This window comes from Antrihabitans cavernicola (assembly GCF_008297975.1).
Classification (GTDB): Bacteria; Actinomycetota; Actinomycetes; order Mycobacteriales; family Mycobacteriaceae; genus Antrihabitans; species Antrihabitans cavernicola.
The window spans coordinates 370,033-392,941 of sequence record NZ_VLNY01000003.1 but is presented as its reverse complement, the minus strand read 5'-3'; the positions used below and the strand labels follow the sequence as shown (position 1 = coordinate 392,941).

Genomic DNA, 22,909 nt, shown 5'->3' with positions numbered 1-22,909 from the left:
TCACTCTGAACGATGAAAGGACTGCGAATGCACTTTGTGATCGTCCCTGGGATCGACGGTTCCGATGAAGAGCACTGGCAGAGCCGATGGCAGGCCGAATGGGGCATGGACGCGTCGCGCATCGCACCCTCATCATGGGCAGAGCCGAATCTCGACGACTGGGTGGGCGCGATCGACCGAGCCGTCACCGACAGTCATTGCGACCAAATCGTCCTAGTCGCCCATAGCCTCGGCAGTCTCGCTGCCGCCCAATGGGTTACGCGCCGGCGACCGGATCGATCCGGGGCCTGTGGGGTGTTCTTGGTCGCCCCGCCGGACAACTCGGCTCCCAACTTCCCGAAGACTGCCCACGGCTTCAGCTCATTGCGGAGAGTGCCGCTGCACGTGCCAGGAGTAGTTGTCTGCAGTGACAACGATCCTTACTGCGCAACTTCCACTGGTCGGCTCATCGCGAATGCCTTCCAACTCGACCACATCAGTGCCGGCAACGTCGGCCACATCAATTCGTCCAGCGGACTCGGGCGATGGGACTTCGGGCGGGCTTTGCTGACCGCATTCTCATCGGGACTCGTAGCCAGTCAGACAGCTTCGTAAAGGATGGTTTGTAGCCATCGTTCTGCGGGCATGTAGACCTCGAGTGGTGTGGGCATCGGTGGCGCTTCCGAGCGGTACTCGTGTCCGGTGGGTGTGGTGAATCGGTAGCTGTGGCGCTCACCTGGTTGTTGCTTGTCGGGTTGTGATCGCCAGCCCTCACCTTGTTTGGCGTGGTTGCATGCTTCGCAGAGGCCGGCACCGTTGTTCGCATCCGTCGGTCCGCCGTTGTGGTGGTCGACGATGTGATCACGATGCCGAATCGGCGCGTCACACCATGGTGTCCGGCAGAACCGGTCGCGCGTGTCGATGAACCTCGCCAAACTAGTTGGGAAGCAGCGCGACTTCGATTCCATCGCAGTCAACGCACCGGTATCCCGATTTGCGTAGAGCTTGCGTAGTTGCAGGCGTGCGGCCGACTCTTCCTTGCTGGTCGCGCGTTTGACCCAATGACGCGCCAACCCGGCCGGGATCGGCCCGTAACCCTTGACATGAGCAGGCTCGGTCCCGTCGCCGAAGAGCGATTGATCGGAGATCACCAGATTGACGGTGATCGGCGGACCCACCGCGGTGCTGATGCCGGTGATGCGTTCGACGAGGAGGTCGGCCATGATCTGCGACCGTGTTCGTTCGTCACCGGTGGCGCGGATGCTGTCGGCATCACGACCGAGGATCGCTTGGATCGCAACGGCCTGATCGACCGGCAGCAACGCATTCACGTAGGCCATGGTGTCCGGTGCCGGCCGTGTCGTGACCCGACGATCTTCTTTGGCTTTGCGTGCTCGTTTGACCATCGCTTCGGCATCACGTGCGGCAGCATGCTCACGGACTTTCGCTTCCAACGCTTTGTCGCCGAGCCCGTCCAACGTGGCGGGGTCGGAGCAGAGATCGGCATCGATACCGGTGCGGTCTTCACGGTTCAGGCACACGGTTTCACGGACCAGGATCGTGGCCCGCCACTCGTTGAGCAGACCACGTTCCAACAGATTCAGGGTGTGCGGCATGTCGTGGACCAATGCTTTCGCGAAACCGAGATGCCGGTCCCCGCGCTTCGGCGAATCCCGGCGAGCCAACGCAATTTCTGATGCGATCCCACGACTCTGTTGTGATTTCGGCACACCCAACGCAGCCCGCTGCGCCAAGCGTGCGGTTTCGAAGTCGGCCGCGTACTTCGCCTGTGCTGCGGTAGCGGCCGCCTTCACTTCTTCGAGCAGTCGCGTCATGTCGATGCGTGTGCCGTTATCGACATGACGATCGAGCCCACGTAAGCGGTCGATGAACGCAGCGACCCCCGCTGCGTCCTCAAATTTGTCAATCTCCCCGGTATCGAACATACCTTCGATAATACACGGATAACCTACTCTTGACCAGGACAAATACGCACTCGCGATCACGGACTTTCTGATGAATCGGCCGAGAAGCCGGCCGCAGAAACTCCGTGATCAGCGCCGAAACTAACCGACCGACAAATGCGCCGATGCCTCGGCAGCCTTCGCACGCAACGAACGAACCGCCTGCGCAGGATCGGCCGTGCCGTAGACAGCGGAACCGGCGACGAAGCAGTCGACGCCCGCTTCCGCAGCTGCTGCGACGGTGTCCTCGTTGATGCCACCGTCGATCTCGACGATCAGCCGAAGCTCACCCGAATCGACGAGCTTGCGCACAGCCTTGGCCTTGCTCAGCACCTCGGGCATGAAAGACTGGCCGCCGAAACCGGGCTCGACGCTCATCACGAGCAGCGTGTCGAAGTCGCGGAGAATTTCGAGGTACGGCTCGATGGGCGTTCCGGGCTTGACGCTCAGACCGGCCTTGGCGCCTGCCGCGCGGATGTCGCGGGCGACGGCGATCGGATCGTCGGAGGCCTCGGCGTGGAACGTCACGTTGTGGGCACCCGCCTCGGCGTACGGCGGCGCCCAGATCGCCGGATCCTCGATCATCAGGTGACAGTCGATCGGGATGTCGGTTGCCTTGATCAGACTCTGCACGACCGGAAGCCCGAGCGTGAGGTTCGGCACGAAGTGCGCATCCATGACATCGACATGGAGCCAGTCGGCGCCGGTGACCGCTTGAGTCTCCTCGGCGAGTCGCGCGAAATCGGCGGACAGAATGGACGGCGCAATCATCGGCGTAGGCACGGCTGAGAAGTTTACCGCTCAGTCATTCGTTCGACTGACGGCGCAGCTTTGCCGACGCCTTCATCCGCCACGCCTCCTCGATGAGCTCGCGCAGTTGCTGCTCGTCCACCCGATCGAGGTCGATGAGAATCGAGCCGTAGCCGTCGTAGTGCGGAGTTGTGTAGAATGCGGCATCACCTGAAGCGAGCAGCGCTTCCTTCTCGTCGAGGCTGCAGATCACCATCAGGCCACCTTCGGCCTCGGTACGCAAGCGCGCCATCAACTTGCCCGCCACCTTCAACGCAGGCGTGTTGTACGACGTCGACTCTTCGACGCCCGGCAACTCACCGCCGAGCGCGACCACCTGTTCCCACGTAATCGCCATGAGTCGATCCTCGTGCACCAGCAGAACCTTCGCTTGCACAAATGGGAACTGCGGCGGCGCGCACGACGCCGATCGCACCGACCGCAAGGAGCAGCACCAGGCCGCCGAACGCGCCAGCGACGTGGTGTCGGGAGCGGTCAGCGCCTGTCCGCGAAGGGCCTGCCACAGCGTCAGCGCAAAGATTCCGCGCTAGCCGATCGCGCCGAGGACAACGATGTTGCGACGCGTTCCAGCGTTGAGGCGGGCGGTCACCGGGAGCACACTCAGCGAGAGGGCCAGCAAGGGCAGGATCTGCAGCGCGTGCATGCCGACCAGACCACCCATCGCGTTGACCACCCGGCTGTCGAAAGGCGTCGAGTTTTTGAAATAGCTCTGCCTGCCGTAGAGACTAACGCTGCAGGATTCTGGCGGGCATCGCCAGCAGCGAAGCGATGTTGACCGGCATCGACATCCGTGACGCCGCGCTGTCGGACGGCCATAGAGAGATCACCGCGCGGTCGCCCGTTACGATCGCCGAGTGTTTACTGTTCGCGAGCGCGACCGTCTCCGCGATCGGTTGATCGAGCAGGCTCGCGCCGACGACCGGGTCATAGGCTGTGCTCTGGTGGGATCAGCGGCGCGCGGCGCAGAGGACGCGTGGTCCGACATCGATTTCGCGATGCAGGTGGCGCCCACGACTGACTTCGGTTCCTTGGTCGGCGACTGGACGGCGTGGCTTCGCGAGACGGTCAAGATCGCCGACACCTTCGATATGCACGCATTCGGTGCGCTCTACCGCGTGTTCCTCTGCAGCACGTCGCTGCAGATCGACCTCTCCTTCTGGCCACACGACACTTTCCGATCCACCGGTGAGCCCTTGCAAATGGTGTTCGGAGAGCCACCGCCGACGGCGGAGCGAAGAGAGCCCGACACGAGCCTGCCGATTCGGATGGGATGGCTCTACGCCGTGCACGCCCGATCCGCGATAGCTCGCGGCAGGGTGTGGCAGGCCGAGATGATGTTGAGCGACCTGCGTCAACAGGTCCTCACCTTGGCATGCCTCCGTCGCAGGCTGAATCCGGAGCACGGTCGCGGAGCGCACCTGCTTCCGCCGACCGACACCACAGACCTCATGGCTGCGCGTGCTACGCGTCTCGAAGACACCGAACTCTGGCGCTCATTACACGCGACCGCCCGCGCGTACCTAAACGAAGTCGAACAACACGAACCGAGTTTGGCCGCGGCACTCGCACCCGCAGTCGAGTCCCTCGGACCCTGATCCCGGGGTGTAACGGAGCGGTTCTCAATACCGTGCAACCTCAAACTCACGATCCGGACGCGACCACCCGTATCCGCCATTTCGGTGACCTACTGAAGTGTGTTTCAGCGCCGCGGTGGCACCGAGACAATCGCGTGTCAGGGCTTGCGCAACGCCGCCAGGAACATCGCGTCCGTGCCGTGGCGATGCGGCCACAGCTGGGCAGCCGGACCGTCGCCGAGCTCCGGCACACCGGGCAACAGCTCACGGGTATCGAGTTGCGTGAGGCCGAATCGTCGAACCGCATCGGCGACCACGCCAACCGTTTCGGACAGATGCGGCGAGCACGTCGAGTACAGAACGACGCCACCTGGCCGGACCAATTCGATTGCCGCCGAGAGTAACTGGCGCTGCAGCCGCACCAGTTCCGCGACATCTCTCGGCTGCCTGCGCCACCGAGCCTCGGGCCGGCGCCGCAGCGCACCCAGACCGGTACACGGCGCATCGACGAGGATTCGGTCGTAACCGGGTGTCAGCCCCGACTCGCGACCGTCGACGACGTGGACGTCGACGGGCAGATCGCGGGTGGTCTTGCGGACCAGCTCCGCACGATGCTCGGCCGGTTCGACGGCGTCGACGCGATTGCCATCTGTCTGGAGCGCACCGAGCAACGCAACCTTGCCTCCGGGTCCGGCACACAGATCCAGCCACCGACCGCCGTCCGGACCGTCGAGCGGCGCGAGCGTCAACGCCCTCGCAACGAGCTGGCTGCCCTCGTCCTGCACGCCGGCGGCTCCGGTGCGGATCGGCTCCAGCTGACCGGGATCGCCGCCGTCGAGGTGCACGGCATACGGCGAGTACGGGCCGACCTCACCGCCGGTGAGAATCGCGAGTTCGGCCGCAGAGATCGCACCGGGCCGCGCGATCAAATGCACTGCGGGACGGGCGTCGTCGGCGGCAAGCACATCGCGCAACTCCCCCGCCCGCGGACCGAGCGCGTCGGCGAAGGCCTGCGCGATCCACACCGGATGGGCATATTCGAAGGCCAGATGGCCGACCGGATCCTGCACGGAATCCGGTGCGAGCACAGCGATCCACTGTTCCGCTGTCTTCTCGCTGACCCTGCGTAGCACCGCATTGACGAATCCGGCCTTGCCGCTTCCGAATTCGGCACGGACCAGATCGACGGACGTTGCGACGGCGGCGTGCGCACCGATTCTGGTGCGCAACAACTGATATGCGCCGATGCGCAGCGTATCCAGCAGTGCGCCATCGATGTCGTCGATCGGCCTGCCCGCGCTTCGCTCGATGACGGCGTCCAGCAGACCCTGCGCACGGCACGCGCCGTACGCCAATTCCGTTGCCAGCGCGGCATCTCGACCGCTGATGCCGCGCTCGCGCAGCAGACCCGGCAGCACCAGGTTCGCATAGGCATCGCGTTCCCGGACGGCGCGCAGCACATCGCGGGCAACGGCGCGCACCTCGTCGCGCACGATGCCGCCTTCCGGGGTACGGGGACGTTTCGGCCTACGAGACTTGTCGCCGGGACGAGATCCCGCTGCCTTCGACGGACGTCGCGACTCGCTCATTCTGCCACCGTGCCCGGTTCCAGCCGAGCGCCGCGCGCCCAGTCCGCCGCCGACATCATCTTCTTGCCCGGCGGTTGAATTCGGTCGAGACGCACTGCGGTCGAACCGGTTCCGACATGGACGCCGTCCTTTCGCAGTTCGATCAGCCCGACGCCCAACGATTCGGTAGCGATCGTCACGGGCCCTACCTTCACCCGCGCTCCCGCAATGGTCGTCCATGCACCGGGAGCCGGCGTCACCGCCCTGATGTGCCGGTCGACGGCGAGAGCGGGCTGCTCCCACCGGATCCGAGCGGCGTCCACACTCACCTTGGGCGCGAACGACACACCGTCTCCCGACTGCGGCACCGCCGTCAACGCGCCGGCAGCGACGCCGTCGAGCGTGGTCTCCAGCAGTTGCGCACCGGTATCGGCGAGTCTGCCGAGCAGTGCACCCGCGGTGTCGTCGTCCTTGATGCGCTCGGTGACCACGCCGTAGACCGGGCCGGTGTCGAGTCCAGCCTCCAGCAGAAACGTGCTGGCACCGGTGAATTCGTCGCCCGCAGCGATCGCGGCCTGCACGGGCGCGGCGCCACGCCACGCGGGCAGCAACGAGAAGTGCAGGTTGATCCACCCGAGACGCGGAATCGCCAGCACCGGAGACGGCAGCAAGGCGCCGTAGGCGACGACGGGACAGCAGTCGGGTTCCAGCGCACGGAGTGCGGCGACGAACTCGTCCTCGCTCGGCCTACGCGGGGTCAGCACCGGGATGCCGTGCTGGTCGGCGAGTGCACCGATGGGCGACCGGGTCACCTTCCGGCCCCGACCGGACACCGCGTCCGGACGTGTCAGCACGGCCACCACGTCGTGCTCGGGCGAGTCGATCAACCGCTGCAGCGACGGGACCGCCGGATCGGGTGTGCCCGCGAAGACGATGCGCATCTCAGCGACCTCGCCCGTGCAGTCCCAGCGGATTGGCCTTGACGACGGGGTCGACGCCGAACCAGTCGGATTCCCGGATTTCGCGCATTGCCTTCTTTCGGGTTGCTGGATCGAGGCGGTCGAGGAACAGCACGCCGTCGAGGTGGTCGGTCTCGTGCTGGATACAGCGAGCGAGCAGGTCGCTCCCCTCGATGGTGATCGGTTCGCCGTGCATGTCGAATCCCTTGGCGATGACGCTCATCGCGCGGAGGCAGTCGAATTTCAGTTCGGGAATGGACAGACATCCTTCGGATCCGAGCTGGTTCTCGTCGCCGACGACGTCGAAGGTGGGATTGACGAGGTGTCCGCTGAAGTCGCCGACGTCGTAGGTGAACACGCGCAGGCCGACGCCCAGCTGCGGCGCGGCGAGACCGACGCCGCCGTTCTCGTGCATGGTGTCGGTCAGATCGGCTACCAAACGGTGCAGCTCACGATCGAAATCGACCACCTCGGCCGCACGGGCGCGCAGCACAGGATCGCCGAACAGACGAACGGGATGAACGGTCACTGCTGCTCCTGAATCGACGCCGGCGAACGAAAGTAGGCACCGACAGTCTAGGTACGCAACAGGACCCGAACATTTCGCCCATGGGCTCGGACAATTCGGCAATCGATTGCAACTCGCCCGACGCAAACCGTGTACACGGGCGTTCCCGGCGTATTAACTGTCCAAGTGTGTCGGCCACGAGAGTCCGACCGAATTCGGTTACGAAATCAACGGAGGATCACATGGCAGGAATTGCTGACAAGTTCGACAAGGCCTACGAGACCAAGTCGGTAGACGAGCTGGCTTCGGCACCGGTTGCGTCGCTGCAGGGCGTGAGCGACTCCGATGCAGAGCACCTCAAGGCCGCTTTCAACATCACGACCGTCAAGGATCTCGGCACCAACAAGTTCTTCCTGTGGGCGCAGGCCGTAGCAAAGCTGGCCGAATAAGCCCCGAGAACCACCGTCGGCCGGGTAGAACAAAGAGGTGGCCGGGCGGGGTGTCTTGACACCCCCGCTCGGTCACCTTTTCGTTTGCTAGGAATGTGCCGCCCAGATGACTTCCGGGATCCCGGTCCCCAGTGGGACGACCTCGCACCTCGGCACCTGTGCGTGCGTGGGATCGAGGGTGTTCATCAGTAACTGCAGCGTGAACGGGTCGTAGGGCATGTTGAAATGTCCGCTTAGATTGATCGGGCACAGATCCTGAACCACCAGGTTGGTAGCTCCCGCGCCGTGCAACGCGATGTTCTCGAACGGCTGGATCATCTCGTCGACTCGCGATCCGATCGTCGTGTAGCGAACGCCGGGCACCGTGTCTCCGCCCGCGTTGAGGGCCGTTATGAAGCGCGAACCCTGCATCTGCTCCATCACCGCCGGCGACACGATTCCTATGTTCGTCGCCGCCAGCGTGCCCCCGGGAATGCTCTGCAGGACCGGCACCAATCCGTACAGGATGCCGCCGTAGGTGGGTGACGCCAGACCGACCCAGTTCGCGACCTTCGGCGCGCCACCCAGTCTGTTGATGTAGTACCTGGTCAGGGTCGCACCCTGGGAGTAGCCGACGATGTCGATCTTCGTTGCCCCGGTGCTCACCAGGACCCGGTCGACGAACTCGGTGAACTGGACGCCGCTCGCCTCGATGTTCTCGGTGCCGAACGAGGGCGCCCCCGGCTTGCCGCCGTAGTTCAGCGCGAATACGCAGAAGCCTTGCGCGGCAAGTCGCGGCGAGAGAGCCGACCAGTCCGAGTAGCTCGTCGAATCGCTACCGTGCGCCAACACCACGGGGCGTGGATGCTCCGCTGTGGGACGGCAACCGAAGTTGTTGGACCCCAACGGTGCCGACTCGGGATTGTGGTTCGCGAACGTGGCTGCCGCTCCGTGGGTGGGCTGTGCGGGGCCGACACCGGTCGGGACCGTCGAGATGGTTCCCGGCGGATCCGGCACGCCCCCCAGCGGATCTGCGACGACGTTCGGCGCAAGCGCGAGAGGTAGGGCGAGCACAACTGCGGCAGTGGCGATCAGGCGGGCCGGGGTGGCCAGCCGATCGCGGAACGACGACGAAAGTCCGGGCATAGCTGATCATGGGACACACTGGCCGCAAAGGCCTTTCGTTCCAGGTCACAACTTCGACAAGAATCGTCGTCGGGTCGCCGGTTACTCTTTCTCGGTGTCGGACGGACCGTCCTCGGCGAGGATGCGGTACAGCGACCGCCGTGCCTCCACCAGGACGTCGCGGGCGCGCTGCGCCTGCTCCGGCGTTCCGACGGCAGCCACCTGAGCGGCCGCACCCATCAACAGTCCGGTGAGTGCGCGCAGATCGAGTGCCTGGTCACCGACGCCTGCGTTGACGTCCGCCCACGGGTCGCCCAGTTCGGCACGATTCGTCTCGACGTACGCCTTGCCCTCGTCGGTCAGCTGCGCGGTCTTGCGACCGGCCACTTTCTCGATCAGGACGAGACCTTCGTCTTCCAGCTGCGCCAGCGCAGGGTAGATGGACCCGGGGCTGGGCTTCCAGACGCCGTCGCTGCGGTCCTTGATCTGCTGGATCAGCTCGTAGCCGTGCATCGGCTCGCCTTCCAGCAACAACAGGATTGCCGCGCGCACGTCGCCTCGGCGACCACGGCCACCGCGGCCCCGTCCGCGCCCGAAGTGCTCGGGTCCACCGGGACCGAATCCTGGCCCGAAATCCGGACCGAAGCCCGGTCCGAAACCGGGACCGAAGCCCCGCCGCCCGCCACGCGGACCGCGTCCTCTGTGCCCTTCACCGCGGGGACCTTCGCCGCGGCGGCCTTCGCCGCGCGGTTGACGACCCTCGTGTGGGCCGTCCTCGGAGTCCGCTGGACTCCACATTGTGAATGGGGGTCGCCCGCCTCGCGGACGACGTCCCCACATTCCGTACTCGGCTCGAATGCCTTCCATGTCAGCCTCCTCAGGCTTAGTCGTTACGTTATCGACGATATATCGGCAATGTATCTACGTCAAGAACCAAAGCACGCGGACATGAGCCAGGGGCCACCCTCACAACGTCTATGCGCATGCGGGGAACCCTGGCTCGGGATCGGGAGCGGGCTACTCAGCCGATATCGACCGGATCCACCTGAATCCGTACCGGAGCATCGATTTTGCGCGCACTCCGCGACGCTTGCGCTGCGGCCAGTGCGCGCGCCAACGCGGGACCGAGCTGTCTCGGCACCCGCAACAGCATCCGTTCCACGTCGACGGGCTCGGCGGAATCGCCCGCGAACGGCGTGCGCGCACCGTCGGGTAGCGGCACCGGTCCGAGAAGCTCTGTGCCATCGGGTAATTCGGCGACGTCGAGCAGCGACGCGATCGCCGCAGCACTGCCGTCGACAGCCGCGACCCGCGCAGCAGGCGGAAACCGTACCTCGGCGCGTTCGGCAAGTTGGGCTTCCGCATGCCCGACCGGATCCCACCGCACCAACGCCTGCACCGTCGGAAGTCCGGGATCGGCGACGATGACGACCTGCCCGCCCTCCCCCGCAGGCTTCACCAGCGCGGCCGCAGTCATCCAGCGCCGCAACGCTTCCTCGGCCGCACGTAGATCGGCACGGCCCAGCAGCGCCCAGCCGTCGAGCAACAACGCGGCGCCGTAGCCGCCCGCCGCAACGGGTTCGGCGCCCACGGTGGCGACGACCAGTCGCGGTCCGGCTTTCACCGTGTCCGCAACAGTGGTGCCCGACGAACTCTGCACACTTACCCCGGCGAACGCCCGGCCCAGTTCCTCGGCAGTACGACCGGCCCCGACCACCACGGCACGCAGCGCACGCGACCCACAGGCAGCGCAGCGATACGCCGCATCGGCCTCGCCGCACCAGCGGCACGTGGGGCTGGCCGCAACGTCTGCTGTCGCACCCGACGGCAATGCCAGCGGCCCGTTGCAGCGACGGCACCGTGCGGGCGTCCGACACTTTGCACACGCCAGCGACGGCACGTAGCCCTTGCGCGGCACCTGAACCAGCACCGGATTCCCCGCGGCCAACGCCGTCCGCGCGGCGGCGAACGCGATCGCGGGCAACCTAGCGGCCTTGGCGGCGGGATCGCGCTCCAAGGCGTGATCGCTGTCGCCGGGTACGGTCACCTTCGGCGCGGACTCGCGCACGATGTTTCGAGGTGCGACGAGGTCGTGCGCCCACCCCGAATCCACCAGCGACTGCACCTCCGCGGTCCGCGAGAAACCACCGGCCACGAACGCGCATTTCGTCGCATGCGCCCGTAGCAGCGCCACTTCGCGCGCGTGCGGATACGGTGCCCGAGGCTCGGCATGACTGGCGTCGCCGTCGTCCCAGATCGCGATCAGACCCAGTTTCGGTACCGGAGCAAAGACCGAACTGCGCGTCCCGACCACGATCCGCGCCTGCCCACGCAACGCGGCCAACCAGCGCCGATAGCGTGCGGACGGACCGAGACCGGCGGCCAAGGCCACCACGTGCTCGTCGCCGACCACGTCGACACACGCCGAGTGCACCCGATCCAGATCGCGCTGATCGGGCACCACCAGCACGGCGCCGGAACCGTCCGTCGTTGCCGCGCACGCCAGTTCGGCCAACCTGCGCGGCCAATCCTCGCCCGGCAGCGCCTGCCATGCAGCGTGCGGTCCGCGCCCCTCGGTCAGCGCTCGCAAAAAGGCGTCACCGTGTGAGTACCGACCCCATCCGGCCTCGTCGAGCTGCGAATCCGGACCGGGCTCGGGTGCCGATGTCTCCTCGGCCTCCACTTTGGCGTGACGTGGTGGGATCGCCAGCCGCAGCACGTCGGCGCGCGTTCCCGCGTATCGACCGGCGACCGCGGTGACCAGATCGGCGATCTCGGGCGTCAGCACCCGCTCCGGTGATACCACCCGATCCAGGAATCCGAGCTTGCCGAGATGTTCGGTGACGGCGATCCGCTCCAGCAGAAAACCGTCGACGAGGCGGCCCGCAAACCGGATGCGTACGCGCACACCGGGCTGCGCAGCCTCGTCGAACTCGACAGGAACCAGGTAGTCGAAAACCCGGTCCAGATGTGCCAACGGCAGCATCGGCAGTACCCGCGCGACCGGCAATACATCAGCCGGCGACTTGGTACTCGGCGCCCTGGTAATCACCGTGCAGGTCTAGCAGAACCGTGCGACGGCGCCGAACCCCGTCTCCCAGCTGCCGGTGTCAGAGGCCCGCGGCCGAACGCAGCTTGTCTGCGCGATCGGTGTGCTCCCACGGCAGGTCGATGTCGGTGCGACCGAAGTGGCCGTACGCCGCGGTCGGGGCGTAGATCGGACGCAGCAGATCCAAATCGCGGATGATCGCGCCGGGACGCAGATCGAACACCTCGGAGATGGCCTGCTGGATCTTGATCGGATCCGTGGCCTCGGTGCCGAACGTCTCGACGAACAGGCCGACGGGCGCTGCCTTGCCGATGGCGTAGGCGACCTGCACCTCGATGCGCTGCGCCAGACCGGCAGCGACAGCGTTCTTCGCGACCCAGCGCATCGCGTAGGCAGCCGAGCGATCCACCTTCGACGGATCCTTACCCGAGAACGCACCGCCACCGTGGCGGGCGAAGCCGCCGTAGGTGTCGACGATGATCTTGCGGCCGGTCAGACCGGCGTCGCCCATCGGCCCGCCGAGGACGAACTTGCCGGTGGGGTTCACCAGCAGACGGACATCGGAGGTGTCCAGCGACGGCAGTTCCAGATCGGCGAGCACCGACTCCAGCACCTTCTCGCGAATGTCGGGGGTCAGCAGGTTGTCGAGGTCGATGTCCGCAGCGTGCTGAGTGGAGACGACGACGGTGTCGAGCCGCACGGCCTGATCACCCGCGTACTCGATGGTCACCTGCGTCTTGCCGTCCGGGCGCAGGTACGGCAGCACGCCGGTCTTGCGGACCTCGGTGAGCCGACGCGCGAGCCGGTGCGCCAACGCGATCGGCAGCGGCATGTGTTCGGGGGTCTCGGTGGTGGCGTAACCGAACATCAGACCCTGATCGCCTGCACCCTGGCGATCAATCTCGTCGTCGGTGAGGCCTTCGGTGCGGGCCTCGTGCGAGTGATCGACGCCCTGGGCGATCTCGGGCGACTGCGCGCCGATCGCGACGTTGACACCGCAGGAGTTGCCGTCGAAGCCCTTTGCGGACGAGTCGTAGCCGATCTCGAGCACCTTCTCGCGCACGATCTTCGGGATGTCGGCGTACGCGGTGGTATTGACCTCACCCGCGACGTGGACCTGTCCGGTGGTCACCAGGGTTTCGACCGCGACGCGCGCCCGGGGGTCTTCGGTGAGGAGGGCGTCGAGGATCGAGTCGCTGATCGCGTCACAAATCTTGTCGGGATGACCCTCGGTCACGGACTCACTGGTGAATAGCCGACTGCCGGACTTGCTCACAGATGTTTCCCTTCGAATTCGCGACACTGCATCGCAACGACGATAATCGTGGGCTACGCAGACGCAACCCTTCGGCTCGAGGGTATTCGAGGAGATGCGCCGACGCTGCAGGCGGGCCGACCATCAACGTCCGAGCAGAGGCGTCAACGCGTCGAGTACCCGACTCGCCATCAGCGCCTTGGAGCCGTGTTCCAACGCTGTTTCGGTGCCGTCCGCGCTGAGCAGCCAACCGTCGTTGCTGTCCACTTCGAATGCCTTGCCTTCGCCGACAGCATTGACGACCAGCAGGTCGCAGCCCTTGCGCTTCAGCTTGGCACGAGCGTGCGTCAACACGTCGCCATTGGCGTCGCCGGTCTCCGCTGCGAAGCCGACGATGGCGATACCAGCGGGCAGATCCCCGTTGCGACGCGACTGGACCAGGCCGGCCAAGATGTCGTCGTTCTTGGTGAGCGAGATCGAATTCGGTTCGTCCGCACCCTTTTTGATCTTCGTCGTCGCGACCGAATCGGGGCGAAAATCTGCGACGGCTGCGGACATCACCACAGCATCCGCGGCGGTCGAATGCTTCTCGACGGCCGCGCGCATCTGCTCCGCGGTCTGCACGTGCACCACGTCGACGGCGGCAGGCAACGCCAGTCCGGCGGTGATGCCGGAGATCAGAGTGACGTCGGCACCGCGCTGGACAGCGAGCCGCGCAAGCGCATAGCCCTGCTTGCCCGAACTGCGATTGCCGAGAAAACGGACGGGATCCAACGGTTCCCGAGTGCCGCCTGCCGAGACCAGAATGCGTTTGCCTTCCAGATCGCGGGGCAACGCGTCGGCACGCTCGAGCAGCAGGGTCGCGATTCCGAAGATCTCTTCGGGTTCCGGCAACCTGCCCGCACCGGTGTCGGAGCCGGTGAGCCTGCCCGACGCGGGTTCGATCACTGTGGCACCGCGCTCGCGCAAAGTCGCAACGTTGGCGACGGTGGCGGGGTGCTCCCACATTTCGGTGTGCATGGCGGGGGCGAACACGATCGGACAGCGCGCAGTGAGCAACGTGGCCGTCAGCAGGTCGTCCGCACGGCCCTGTGCGGCGCGGGCCAGCAGGTCCGCCGTCGCGGGTGCGATGACGACGAGATCGGCCTCCTGGCCCAGCCGAACGTGCGGTACCTGCGGCACGTCCTCGAACACGCCGGTGTGTACCGGGTTGCCCGAGAGGGCTTCGAACGTGGCTCTACCGACGAATTCCAGTGCGGACTCCGTCGGCACGACACGAACGATGTGCCCGCTCTCGGTGAAGCTACGGATCAGCGAACAGGTCTTGTACGCCGCAATTCCACCACCGACGCCGACGACGACGTGTGGTGTGTCGGAATTCCTGTGCGCGCCCACGGTCGTGGTCGGAGCTTTGCTCACTCGCCTTCGGTGTGCTCGAGCAGGTCGGAGTGGATCTCACGCATCGCGATCGACAGCGGCTTCTCCTGCAGACCCGGCTCTACCAGCGGTCCGACGTACTCGAGGATGCCGTCGCCGAGCTGGTTGTAGTAGTCGTTGATCTGACGGGCGCGCTTGGCCGCGTAGATCACCAGCGCGTACTTCGACGACGTGCGCTCGAGGAGCTCATCGATCGGAGGGTTGGTGATGCCGAGCGGCGTGTCGTACGCCGGCAGCGCCGCCTTGATATCGCCGGCCGCTGTTGCTTGGGTGCTGCTCACTCGCACACTCTCCTGAATTGCTCGATCGTGCATTTGCTTGGAATCTGGAACGAAAATAGACACTGAAATCTAAGGATCGACCGTTGTGTCGAGTCGTCCGACCAACAAGGATACCAACTCTTCGCAGGATCGCTGCACGTCGTCGTTCACGACCACCGCATCGAACTCGTCTTTGGCAGCCAATTCGACCCTCGCGGTCTCCAGCCGCCGCGCGATCACCTCGGGCGATTCGGTGGCCCGCGAGGTCAGCCGTGACACCAATTCGTCCCAACTCGGTGGGGCCATGAAGACCAGCACGGCCTCCGGCATCGACCGGTGCACCGCACGCGCGCCTGCCAGATCCACTTCCACCAGCACGGGGCTGCCGCTGTCCAAAGCCTGGCGGACCGGCGCGGCCGGCGTGCCCGACCTGTGCAGCCCGCTGTGAATGCTGGCCCATTCGAGCAGTTCGCCCGCATCGATCAGCCTGTCGAACTCGGACCTGCTGACGAAGTGATAGTCCTTGCCGTCCACTTCTCCTGGCCGGGGGTCGCGCGTCGTCGCCGACACGCTGAACACCAACTCCGGCAATCGTTCGCGTAGGCAGCGAACAACGGTGGACTTCCCGACGGCGGAGGGGCCGACCAGTACAACCAGTCGGCCCCTCCGCTCATCGCCTACGTTCGCCCGCTGGGCCATGTCGTTGCACCCGGGCCGCGCGTCAGCGACCACCCTCGTCGTCAGGAGTCGAAGTCGAACCTGGCGAGCAGCGCCTTGCGCTGACGATCGCCCAGGCCACGCAACCGCCGAGTAGGAGCGATCTCCAGCTCGGTCATGATCTCCTGTGCTTTCACCTTGCCCACCTTGGGCAGCGCCTCCAGCAGAGCAGACACCTTCATCTTGCCAAGGATCTCGTCCTTCTCCGCGTCGGTGAGCACCTGCTTCAGATCGGTGCCACCCCGCTTCAGACGCTCCTTGAGCTCTGCCCTGGCGCGACGAGCGGCAGCCGCCTTCTCCAAAGCAGCAGCACGCTGCTCATCAGTCAACTGGGGAAGGGCCACGGTTCCTCCGTCTCATCGTTCTGCAATTTGAGTCCTCATCCACCGGTTTCCCGGCAGCGCTTGCGACCGTACCCACGCTGGGCGGCGATTGCTAACCCACCCCCCAGGTCAGCGCACAAATCGAGTGTGCAGAACGCCGATCGTTCCACCGAATCCGGCGCGCTGGACAACGCGGGAGGCAGTCAGCCGCACTCACGACGGTTCGACGCAAACGTGCAGGCCACAGGCCTATTCGATCCGATCCCCACGCCGTCGTCGGTCGACGCGTCACCGACTCGATCCGACTTTTCGGCACCCACCGCACGCTGTCCCGAAATTCGATTGGGAAGTTTCTGCTCGTCGGGGCGTGTCGGAGGCCGTGACCAGCGAAATCAGGACACGGCCACGCGAATGCATCACCGATCGAGCGCGGCGCTCACCTTCTTGGCGAAGTCGACCGCTGTCGACTCGGCCTGATCGGCGGGCATCGACGGGACGGCCACCTGAACGTTGTTCACTCGGTCGGCCGCGGCGAACTCGGCCATGCCCGACATCGGAAAGCGGATACCGTCCGGACCCGGCCGCGCGTCGAATCCCTGCGGAACCGGCGGGAGCGTGTTGTTCGGCGCTGTTCCGGTCGAACCGATGGTCACCGTCACCGACGTGTACGTGGTCGGGTTCTCCCACGTACATACCGGCGCGGACGGATCCGTCGATCCGGAGCGACCGTCTACGCGGACACCGATGATCGGGGCGATCTCGTCCGGACTCAACAACGCGCAGGCATCGATCGGCTTGCCTTCTGCCTTCGCGCCACCCGATGGTGCGGCAGGCGCGGCGGCAGACGCACCGCTCCCGCTCGAGCTGTCGTCGGATCCACAACCGCCGAGTACCAACGCGATCGCGGAGACGGCCGTTACGGAAGTCAGCGCACGAAATGTTCGAGAATTCATACGCCCATCTCACCAGAGGGGCGCACGCATGTCTGTAGCGGTTCTACGGCGGCAGCGTCCTGATTCAGGCCTGCAGGAACGCGAAGTCCTCAGCGGACTTGTGCACGGCGTCCCGCAGCGCGGTGACCGACGGTCCCGCGCGCAGGATTTCGCGAGACACGCTGGGCACCACGGCCTTCAGATTGCTGTCGCCGACAAGTCGCCGCACGTCGTCGGGTCCCCCACCCTGCACGCCCACCCCGGGCATCAGGATCGGACCGTTCAGTTTGCCGAGATCCGGAGCGTGTCCCAGCGTCGCGCCGACGACCACGCCGACGGAGCCGAGGTGGTGCGCGCCTGCATTGCGGGCCGCGGCCTCGTCGACCACGGTCTGACCTACCGTTCGACCATCGGGACGAGTGGCCGATTGCACCTGTGCACCTTCGGGATTCGACGTCGCAGCGATCACGAAGACACCCCGATGCGTGTTGTGCGCGAGGGTGAGCGCCGGTTCGAGCGACCCGAAGCCGAGGTACGGCGACACAGTCACCGCATCCGAGCGCAACGGTGAATCCTCGGACAGCCAGGAACGCGCGTAGGCGGCCATCGTGGAGCCGATGTCGCCACGCTTGGCATCGGCGAGCACCAACGTTCCCGACGCCGTGAGAACGCTGATGGTTCGCTCGAGCACAGCGATGCCCGCGGAACCGAACGCCTCGAAGAAGGCGACCTGCGGCTTGATCATCGCCACCTCACCGTCGAAGGCTTCGACACAGATTTCGGCGAACTGCTCCAGTCCCTCGGGGGTGACCGGCAACTGCCACGCCCGCAACAGCTCCGGATGTGGATCGATGCCGACGCACAAGGCCCCTCGATGGGCCATCGCCCCGCTGAGCCGCGAGCCGAAATCCTTCATGGTGGCCTCCCTATGGTTTCCGCAACGTCGCGTGGAGCTCCTGCAGTGATCGAACGCCGATGTCGCCGCGAATGGTCGCCTCGACACCCTGCACGGCCGCCGCGGCACCCTGCACGGTGGTGATGCACGGAATGTTCACCAACACTGCGGCGCTGCGGATTTCGTAGCCGTCGATGCGCGGACCGGAGTTACCGAACGGCGTGTTGAACACCATGTCGACCTCGCCATCGCGGATCTGGTCGACGATCGTCGGTTCGCCTTCGGGAGTGCTCTCGGAGTGTTTGCGCACGTTCTCGCAAGGGATACCGTTGCGCCGCAGCATTTCCGCCGTGCCATCGGTCGCGAGTATGCGGAAGCCCAAATCGGCGAGCCGCTTCACCGGGAACACCATCGATCGCTTGTCGCGGTTGGCGATGGAGACGAAGATCGTGCCCTCGGTGGGCAGCGATCCGTAGGCGGCGGTCTGCGACTTGGCGAAGGCTGTACCGAAATCGGCGTCGATCCCCATCACCTCGCCGGTGGACTTCATCTCCGGACTCAGCAGCGAGTCGACGTTGGTGCCGTCGGACCGCCGGAACCGGTTGAACGGCAGCACAGCCTCTTTCACCGCGACCGGCGCATCGGCTACCACCTTGCCGCCGTCGCCTTCCGCGGGCAGCATGCCTTCGGCGCGCAGCTCGGCGATCGTCGCGCCCAGCATGATCCGTGCCGCGGCCTTGGCCAGCGGCACCGCGGTCGCCTTGGAGACGAACGGGACGGTTCGACTGGCACGCGGATTCGCCTCCAGCACGTAGAGCACATCGTCCTTCAACGCGTACTGCACGTTCATCAGGCCCTTGACACCGATGCCCTTGGCCAAGGCTTCGGTGGAGCGGCGCACGGCTTCGATGTCACTGCGGCCCAGCGTGATCGGCGGCAACGCGCATGCCGAGTCGCCGGAGTGAATGCCGGCCTCTTCGATGTGTTCCATGACACCGCCGAGAAACACCTCGGTGCCGTCGCACAGCGCGTCGACGTCGATCTCGATCGCGTCTTCGAGGAATCGGTCGACGAGAACCGGGTGTTCGGGGGTGATCTCGGTGGCGCGGGAAATGTAGTTCTCCAACGTCGCCTCGTCGTAGACGATCTCCATGCCGCGGCCGCCGAGCACGTACGACGGGCGTACCAGCACCGGGTATCCGATTTCGGCGGCGATCTTCTTCGCCTGCGGGAACGTGGTTGCGGTGCCGTACTTCGGTGCCGGGAGACCGGCAGCTACCAGGACGTCACCGAATTCGCCGCGATCCTCGGCCAGATCGATTGCCGCGGCCGATGTCCCGACCACCGGCACGCCGGCATCGGTGAGGCGCTGCGCCAGGCCGAGCGGAGTCTGGCCGCCCAACTGCACGATCACGCCGACAACGCCCGGTCCGCCCTTACCCGATTCGCATTCCGCGTGATAGACCTCGAGCACGTCCTCGAAGGTCAAGGGCTCGAAGTACAGGCGGTCGGCCGTGTCGTAGTCGGTGGAGACGGTCTCCGGGTTGCAGTTGACCATGACGGTCTCGAAACCGGCCTCCGACAACGTGGTTGCCGCGTGCACGCACGAGTAATCGAACTCGATACCCTGACCGATCCGGTTCGGTCCCGAGCCCAGAATGATCACCTTGCCGAGCTCGGTCTGCGGCGCCACCTCGGACTCGGCGTCGGGATCCAATTCGTAGGTGGAGTAGTGGTACGGGGTCTTGGCCTCGAATTCGGCCGCGCAGGTGTCGACGGTCTTGAAGACCGGACGCACGCCGAGCCGGTGCCGCAGGGTCCGGACACCGTCCTCGCCCGCGAGTTCCGGTCGCAGGGCGGCGATCTGGCCGTCGGACAGCCCAGCATGCTTGGCGCGACGCAACAGCCACGCGTCGATCACCGGCGCGTCCTGCAGTTCGGCGCGCAGCTCGACCAGCCCGTTGACCTCCTCGACGAACCACGGGTCGATGCCGGAAGCCTTCGCGACGTCGTCCACCGAAGCGCCGAGGCGCAGCGCGAGTTCGACGTCGTAGATGCGACCCTCGGTCGGCACTTTCAGATCGGCAAGTACCGCAGCCACATCGCGTGCTCGCTCCCCCGCGATGGCCTCGTCGCTCAGCGTCCAGAAGCTCGTCGCCTTGGTCTCCAGCGACCGCAAGACCTTGCCGAGTGCCTCGGAGAAGTTGCGGCCCAGGCTCATTGCCTCGCCGACCGACTTCATCGTGGTGGTCAGCGTCGTATCCGCGCCGGGGAACTTCTCGAACGCGAACCGCGGCGCCTTGACCACGACGTAGTCCAGCGTCGGCTCGAAGCAGGCGGGGGTTTCCTTGGTGATGTCGTTGACGATCTCGTCGAGGGTGTAGCCGACCGCCAACTTGGCCGCGATCTTGGCGATCGGGAAGCCGGTGGCCTTCGATGCCAGTGCGCTGGAACGCGATACGCGTGGGTTCATCTCGATCACGATCAGGCGACCGTCCGCCGGGTCGATCGCGAACTGGATGTTGCAGCCGCCGGTGTCGACCCCGACCTCTCGCAGAATCGCGATTCCGAGATCGCGCATCTTCTGATATTCGACGTCGGTGAGCGTCAGCGCCGGTGCGACGGTCATCGAGTCGCCGGTGTGCACACCCATCGGGTCGACGTTCTCGATCGAGCAGACGATGACCACGTTGTCGCGGCTGTCGCGCATCAGCTCGAGCTCGAATTCCTTCCACCCGAGGATCGATTCCTCGATCAACACGTTGGCTGTCGGCGATGCGGCGAGTCCACCGCCCGCGATCCGATCGAGATCGTCGTCGTCGTACGCCATGCCGGAGCCGAGACCGCCCATGGTGAAGCTGGGTCGTACGACTACCGGAAAACCAAGTTCCGCAACGGTTTTGCGAACTTCGTCCATCGTGTAGCACACGGCCGACTTGGCGCTCTCGCCACCGACCTTGGCGACGATGTCCTTGAACTTCTGCCGATCCTCGCCGCGTTGGATGGCCTCGAAATCGGCGCCGATCAACTCGACGCCGTGCTTCTGCAGAATGCCCTGCTCGTGCAGTGCGACAGCGCAGTTCAGCGCTGTCTGACCGCCGAGGGTTGCCAAGACCGCGTCGATGGGATGGCCGCGTTCGGCCTCGAGCACGATCACCTTCTCGACGAACTCGGCGTTGATCGGCTCCACATAGGTGGAGTCGGCGAACTCGGGATCGGTCATGATGGTCGCCGGATTGGAGTTCACCAGCGAGACCCGCAAGCCCTCCTCACGGAGGACGCGACACGCCTGGGTTCCCGAGTAGTCGAACTCGCAAGCCTGACCGATCACGATCGGACCCGACCCGATCACCAGAATGTGCTTCAGATCTGTGCGCTTCGGCATTACTTGTCTCCCCGCTGTGACATTCCTCGACTCGGCACGCGCTCCGCTCCTCGCTCCTGCGTCGCTGCGATGCTCACTTCGCCTCGCCTTCGAGTAATCCTGTGAACCGGTCGAACAAGTACGCCGCATCATGCGGCCCCGCAGCAGCTTCCGGGTGATACTGGACCGAGAAGGCACGATCGCTCAGCAGCCGAACACCCTCGACGACACCGTCGTTGGCGCAGGTGTGGCTCACCACTGCCTTGCCGAACGGTGTGTCGAACTCCTCGCCCGCCTCACCTTCCAGCGCGAACCCATGGTTCTGTGCGGTGATGGCGATGCGACCGGTGCCGTGCTCGATCACGGGCACGTTCATGCCCCGGTGACCGAACTTCATCTTGTAGGTCTTGCGGCCCAACGCACGCCCGAGGATCTGGTTGCCGAAGCAGATACCGAAGAGCGGCAAGCCCTTTCCGAGCGCTGCCTCGGTGAGCTGCACGGCGCCGTCCGCGGTCGCAGGGTCACCGGGACCGTTGGACAGGAACAGGCCGTCCGGCTTCAGCGCCATGACCTCGTCGAAGCTGGTGGTCGACGGCAGCACATGGACGCGAATCCCGCGCTCGGCGAACATTCGGGGCGTGTTGGTCTTGATGCCCAGATCGATTGCAGCGACGGTGAAACGAGCCTCGCCCCCGGCAGGTTCGATGGTGTAGGCCTTGGACGCGGTCACCTCGGCGGCCAGGTCGGCACCGAGCATCGACGGCTGGGTGCGTACCCGCTCGGTCAATTCCTCGATATCGGCCAGTGCGGCGCCGGAGAAGATCCCGGCTCGCATCGAACCGCGGGTGCGCAGGTGCCGCACCAGTCCGCGCGTGTCGATGCCTGCGATCCCGACGACCTGCTGGCGTTCCAACTCCCCTTCCAGTGTGCCGGTGGCGCGCCAGTTCGACACCCGCCGCGATGGGTCACGCACGGCATAGCCCGCAACCCAGATCTTCGACTCGGACTGCTTGCCGGTGGGCCCGACCGACTCGTTGTCCTCGTCGTTCCATCCGGTGTTGCCGATCTGCGGCGCGGTGGCAACGACGATCTGCCGGTGGTAGCTCGGATCCGTCAGCGTCTCTTGGTATCCCGTCATGCCGGTGCAGAAGACCGCCTCACCGAGCGTCTCGCCGACTGCGCCGAAACCGGTGCCTCGAAACACCCGTCCGTCTTCGAGCACCAGCGCGGCCTGCGTGGTGGATGCAGTCACGACGCATCTCCGTTCTTGTCGGTTGTGGTGGCGTAACTGCCCACCCAGGCTGGGTACAGCGTCTTGTCGTCTCCGCGGAATCCGGTATCGATCTCGGTTCCCGTCGGCAGTTCCCAGCGGATCACCAGAACGCCGTCCTTCGTCATCACCTTGCCCGCAAGCCCGCGCTCCGTGCGGACCGCGCGAATGCGCTCCTGTGGAATCCAGACCGTCGTCGCGCCGCTGCGCTGCAGCAGGATGCCGTGCTCGAACTTCGTGATCTCGGCGGTCGCGCGGAATCCCAGGTCGCCGACGGCAATCCGGTCCTGCCAGCTCGGGGCCAGCGTGCTACCCACGTACAAGCCGGTGGCGGGCTCGAGCAGCTGAGCGCCCAGATCGTCGGGCACCGAAGGCAATTCGCCGATTCGATACGTCTGACGATTCGCGCGGCGTCGCCAACCCACGTACATCAGGCCGATCATCAACGCCCAGAAGACCAGTAGTCCGATTACCCACAGTGTTCGTTCCACG

Annotated in this window: 23 protein-coding genes; 3 read left to right on the top strand and 20 right to left on the bottom strand. The window is 65.5% G+C overall.

Annotation, left to right across the window (positions count from 1 at the left end):
- Nucleotides 1-12: 12 nt before the first annotated feature.
- Nucleotides 13-594: an RBBP9/YdeN family alpha/beta hydrolase gene (locus FOY51_RS27950; protein WP_353961361.1), complete on the top strand. Its 582-nt coding sequence runs from the start codon at nucleotides 13-15 to the stop codon at nucleotides 592-594.
- On the opposite strand, the gene FOY51_RS09075 is transcribed toward FOY51_RS27950, so the two are convergent.
- From FOY51_RS09075 to FOY51_RS27840, 4 genes are all read right to left on the bottom strand, one after another.
- Nucleotides 579-1,925 (bottom strand): HNH endonuclease, encoded by a 1,347-nt coding sequence (locus FOY51_RS09075; protein WP_149429881.1) that lies wholly within the window; start codon nucleotides 1,923-1,925, stop codon nucleotides 579-581. The genes FOY51_RS27950 and FOY51_RS09075 overlap by 16 nt on opposite strands.
- Nucleotides 1,926-2,045: 120 nt before the next feature.
- Nucleotides 2,046-2,726: a ribulose-phosphate 3-epimerase gene (gene rpe, locus FOY51_RS09070; protein WP_149429880.1), complete on the bottom strand. Its 681-nt coding sequence runs from the start codon at nucleotides 2,724-2,726 to the stop codon at nucleotides 2,046-2,048.
- A 22-nt stretch (nucleotides 2,727-2,748) separates the two neighbouring features.
- Nucleotides 2,749-3,090 (bottom strand): MmcQ/YjbR family DNA-binding protein, encoded by a 342-nt coding sequence (locus tag FOY51_RS09065; RefSeq protein WP_149429879.1) that lies wholly within the window; start codon nucleotides 3,088-3,090, stop codon nucleotides 2,749-2,751.
- 189 nt (nucleotides 3,091-3,279) lie between these two features.
- Nucleotides 3,280-3,414, bottom strand: a complete 135-nt coding sequence (locus tag FOY51_RS27840; RefSeq protein WP_290367879.1) for a hypothetical protein — start codon at nucleotides 3,412-3,414, stop codon at nucleotides 3,280-3,282.
- A gap of 193 nt (nucleotides 3,415-3,607) precedes the next feature.
- Here FOY51_RS27840 and FOY51_RS09060 point away from each other — a divergent pair, with 193 nt between their 5' ends.
- Nucleotides 3,608-4,348 (top strand): nucleotidyltransferase domain-containing protein, encoded by a 741-nt coding sequence (locus FOY51_RS09060; RefSeq protein ID WP_149429878.1) that lies wholly within the window; start codon nucleotides 3,608-3,610, stop codon nucleotides 4,346-4,348.
- 137 nt (nucleotides 4,349-4,485) lie between these two features.
- On the opposite strand, the gene FOY51_RS09055 is transcribed toward FOY51_RS09060, so the two are convergent.
- The 3 genes from FOY51_RS09055 to def are packed head-to-tail and all read right to left on the bottom strand — an operon-like array spanning nucleotide 4,486 to nucleotide 7,383.
- Complete coding sequence (locus FOY51_RS09055) at nucleotides 4,486-5,916, bottom strand: RsmB/NOP family class I SAM-dependent RNA methyltransferase (RefSeq protein ID WP_149429877.1); 1,431 nt, start codon at nucleotides 5,914-5,916, stop codon at nucleotides 4,486-4,488.
- A complete protein-coding gene (gene fmt / locus FOY51_RS09050; protein ID WP_149429876.1) occupies nucleotides 5,913-6,836 on the bottom strand; it encodes a methionyl-tRNA formyltransferase in 924 nt (307 codons plus the stop codon). The genes FOY51_RS09055 and fmt overlap by 4 nt, the downstream gene beginning before the upstream one ends.
- A gap of 1 nt (nucleotide 6,837) precedes the next feature.
- On the bottom strand, nucleotides 6,838-7,383 hold the full coding sequence (gene def / locus FOY51_RS09045) for a peptide deformylase (RefSeq protein WP_149429875.1): 546 nt from the start codon (nucleotides 7,381-7,383) through the stop codon (nucleotides 6,838-6,840).
- Nucleotides 7,384-7,604: 221 nt separating this feature from the next.
- Here def and FOY51_RS09040 point away from each other — a divergent pair, with 221 nt between their 5' ends.
- Nucleotides 7,605-7,811: a hypothetical protein gene (locus FOY51_RS09040; RefSeq protein ID WP_149429874.1), complete on the top strand. Its 207-nt coding sequence runs from the start codon at nucleotides 7,605-7,607 to the stop codon at nucleotides 7,809-7,811.
- Nucleotides 7,812-7,898: 87 nt separating this feature from the next.
- On the opposite strand, the gene FOY51_RS09035 is transcribed toward FOY51_RS09040, so the two are convergent.
- From FOY51_RS09035 to FOY51_RS08975, 13 genes are all read right to left on the bottom strand, one after another.
- Nucleotides 7,899-8,936, bottom strand: coding sequence for an esterase/lipase family protein (locus FOY51_RS09035; RefSeq protein ID WP_149429873.1), 1,038 nt, complete (start codon nucleotides 8,934-8,936; stop codon nucleotides 7,899-7,901).
- A gap of 81 nt (nucleotides 8,937-9,017) precedes the next feature.
- Nucleotides 9,018-9,713, bottom strand: coding sequence for a PadR family transcriptional regulator (locus FOY51_RS09030; RefSeq protein ID WP_149430046.1), 696 nt, complete (start codon nucleotides 9,711-9,713; stop codon nucleotides 9,018-9,020).
- A 223-nt stretch (nucleotides 9,714-9,936) separates the two neighbouring features.
- Nucleotides 9,937-11,901 carry a primosomal protein N' gene (locus tag FOY51_RS09025; RefSeq protein WP_149430045.1) on the bottom strand — a complete coding sequence of 655 codons (1,965 nt, stop codon included), beginning with the start codon at nucleotides 11,899-11,901 and terminating at the stop codon, nucleotides 9,937-9,939.
- 124 nt (nucleotides 11,902-12,025) lie between these two features.
- Nucleotides 12,026-13,240 carry a methionine adenosyltransferase gene (gene metK, locus FOY51_RS09020; RefSeq protein WP_149429872.1) on the bottom strand — a complete coding sequence of 405 codons (1,215 nt, stop codon included), beginning with the start codon at nucleotides 13,238-13,240 and terminating at the stop codon, nucleotides 12,026-12,028.
- Nucleotides 13,241-13,363: 123 nt separating this feature from the next.
- Entirely contained in the window at nucleotides 13,364-14,638 is a 1,275-nt protein-coding gene (gene coaBC / locus FOY51_RS09015; RefSeq protein ID WP_149429871.1) for a bifunctional phosphopantothenoylcysteine decarboxylase/phosphopantothenate--cysteine ligase CoaBC, read from the bottom strand.
- Complete coding sequence (gene rpoZ, locus FOY51_RS09010) at nucleotides 14,635-14,937, bottom strand: DNA-directed RNA polymerase subunit omega (RefSeq protein WP_149429870.1); 303 nt, start codon at nucleotides 14,935-14,937, stop codon at nucleotides 14,635-14,637. Before rpoZ ends, coaBC begins: the two co-directional genes overlap by 4 nt.
- 69 nt (nucleotides 14,938-15,006) lie before the next feature.
- Nucleotides 15,007-15,615, bottom strand: a complete 609-nt coding sequence (gmk, locus tag FOY51_RS09005) for a guanylate kinase (RefSeq protein ID WP_149429869.1) — start codon at nucleotides 15,613-15,615, stop codon at nucleotides 15,007-15,009.
- Between the two features lie 41 nt (nucleotides 15,616-15,656).
- Nucleotides 15,657-15,977: an integration host factor, actinobacterial type gene (gene mihF / locus FOY51_RS09000; RefSeq protein ID WP_149429868.1), complete on the bottom strand. Its 321-nt coding sequence runs from the start codon at nucleotides 15,975-15,977 to the stop codon at nucleotides 15,657-15,659.
- Nucleotides 15,978-16,372: 395 nt separating this feature from the next.
- Nucleotides 16,373-16,909, bottom strand: a complete 537-nt coding sequence (locus tag FOY51_RS08995; protein WP_149429867.1) for a DUF3558 family protein — start codon at nucleotides 16,907-16,909, stop codon at nucleotides 16,373-16,375.
- Nucleotides 16,910-16,973: 64 nt separating this feature from the next.
- On the bottom strand, nucleotides 16,974-17,804 hold the full coding sequence (pyrF, locus tag FOY51_RS08990; protein WP_149429866.1) for an orotidine-5'-phosphate decarboxylase: 831 nt from the start codon (nucleotides 17,802-17,804) through the stop codon (nucleotides 16,974-16,976).
- 10 nt (nucleotides 17,805-17,814) lie between these two features.
- Complete coding sequence (gene carB / locus FOY51_RS08985) at nucleotides 17,815-21,168, bottom strand: carbamoyl-phosphate synthase large subunit (RefSeq protein WP_149429865.1); 3,354 nt, start codon at nucleotides 21,166-21,168, stop codon at nucleotides 17,815-17,817.
- Nucleotides 21,169-21,241: 73 nt separating this feature from the next.
- Nucleotides 21,242-22,399, bottom strand: coding sequence for a glutamine-hydrolyzing carbamoyl-phosphate synthase small subunit (gene carA, locus FOY51_RS08980; protein WP_149429864.1), 1,158 nt, complete (start codon nucleotides 22,397-22,399; stop codon nucleotides 21,242-21,244).
- Entirely contained in the window at nucleotides 22,396-22,908 is a 513-nt protein-coding gene (locus FOY51_RS08975) for a PH-like domain-containing protein (RefSeq protein ID WP_149429863.1), read from the bottom strand. The genes carA and FOY51_RS08975 overlap by 4 nt, the downstream gene beginning before the upstream one ends.
- Between the last annotated feature and the right edge of the window lies 1 nt (nucleotide 22,909).

Bases quoted from the DNA above. Each gene is read 5' to 3' on its own strand.
- FOY51_RS27950 (WP_353961361.1), top strand. From the start codon at position 13: ATGAAAGGACTGCGAATGCACTTTGTGATCGTCCCTGGGATCGACGGT.
- carB (WP_149429865.1), bottom strand. From the start codon at position 21,168: ATGCCGAAGCGCACAGATCTGAAGCACATTCTGGTGATCGGGTCGGGT.
- FOY51_RS09030 (WP_149430046.1), bottom strand. From the start codon at position 9,713: ATGTGGAGTCCAGCGGACTCCGAGGACGGCCCACACGAGGGTCGTCAA.
- FOY51_RS08995 (WP_149429867.1), bottom strand. From the start codon at position 16,909: ATGAATTCTCGAACATTTCGTGCGCTGACTTCCGTAACGGCCGTCTCC.
- FOY51_RS09035 (WP_149429873.1), bottom strand. From the start codon at position 8,936: ATGCCCGGACTTTCGTCGTCGTTCCGCGATCGGCTGGCCACCCCGGCC.
- FOY51_RS09025 (WP_149430045.1), bottom strand. From the start codon at position 11,901: ATGCTGCCGTTGGCACATCTGGACCGGGTTTTCGACTACCTGGTTCCT.
- FOY51_RS09075 (WP_149429881.1), bottom strand. From the start codon at position 1,925: ATGTTCGATACCGGGGAGATTGACAAATTTGAGGACGCAGCGGGGGTC.
- pyrF (WP_149429866.1), bottom strand. From the start codon at position 17,804: ATGAAGGATTTCGGCTCGCGGCTCAGCGGGGCGATGGCCCATCGAGGG.
- FOY51_RS27840 (WP_290367879.1), bottom strand. From the start codon at position 3,414: ATGGGTGGTCTGGTCGGCATGCACGCGCTGCAGATCCTGCCCTTGCTG.
- FOY51_RS09040 (WP_149429874.1), top strand. From the start codon at position 7,605: ATGGCAGGAATTGCTGACAAGTTCGACAAGGCCTACGAGACCAAGTCG.
- FOY51_RS09065 (WP_149429879.1), bottom strand. From the start codon at position 3,090: ATGGCGATTACGTGGGAACAGGTGGTCGCGCTCGGCGGTGAGTTGCCG.
- gmk (WP_149429869.1), bottom strand. From the start codon at position 15,615: ATGGCCCAGCGGGCGAACGTAGGCGATGAGCGGAGGGGCCGACTGGTT.
- fmt (WP_149429876.1), bottom strand. From the start codon at position 6,836: ATGCGCATCGTCTTCGCGGGCACACCCGATCCGGCGGTCCCGTCGCTG.
- FOY51_RS09055 (WP_149429877.1), bottom strand. From the start codon at position 5,916: ATGAGCGAGTCGCGACGTCCGTCGAAGGCAGCGGGATCTCGTCCCGGC.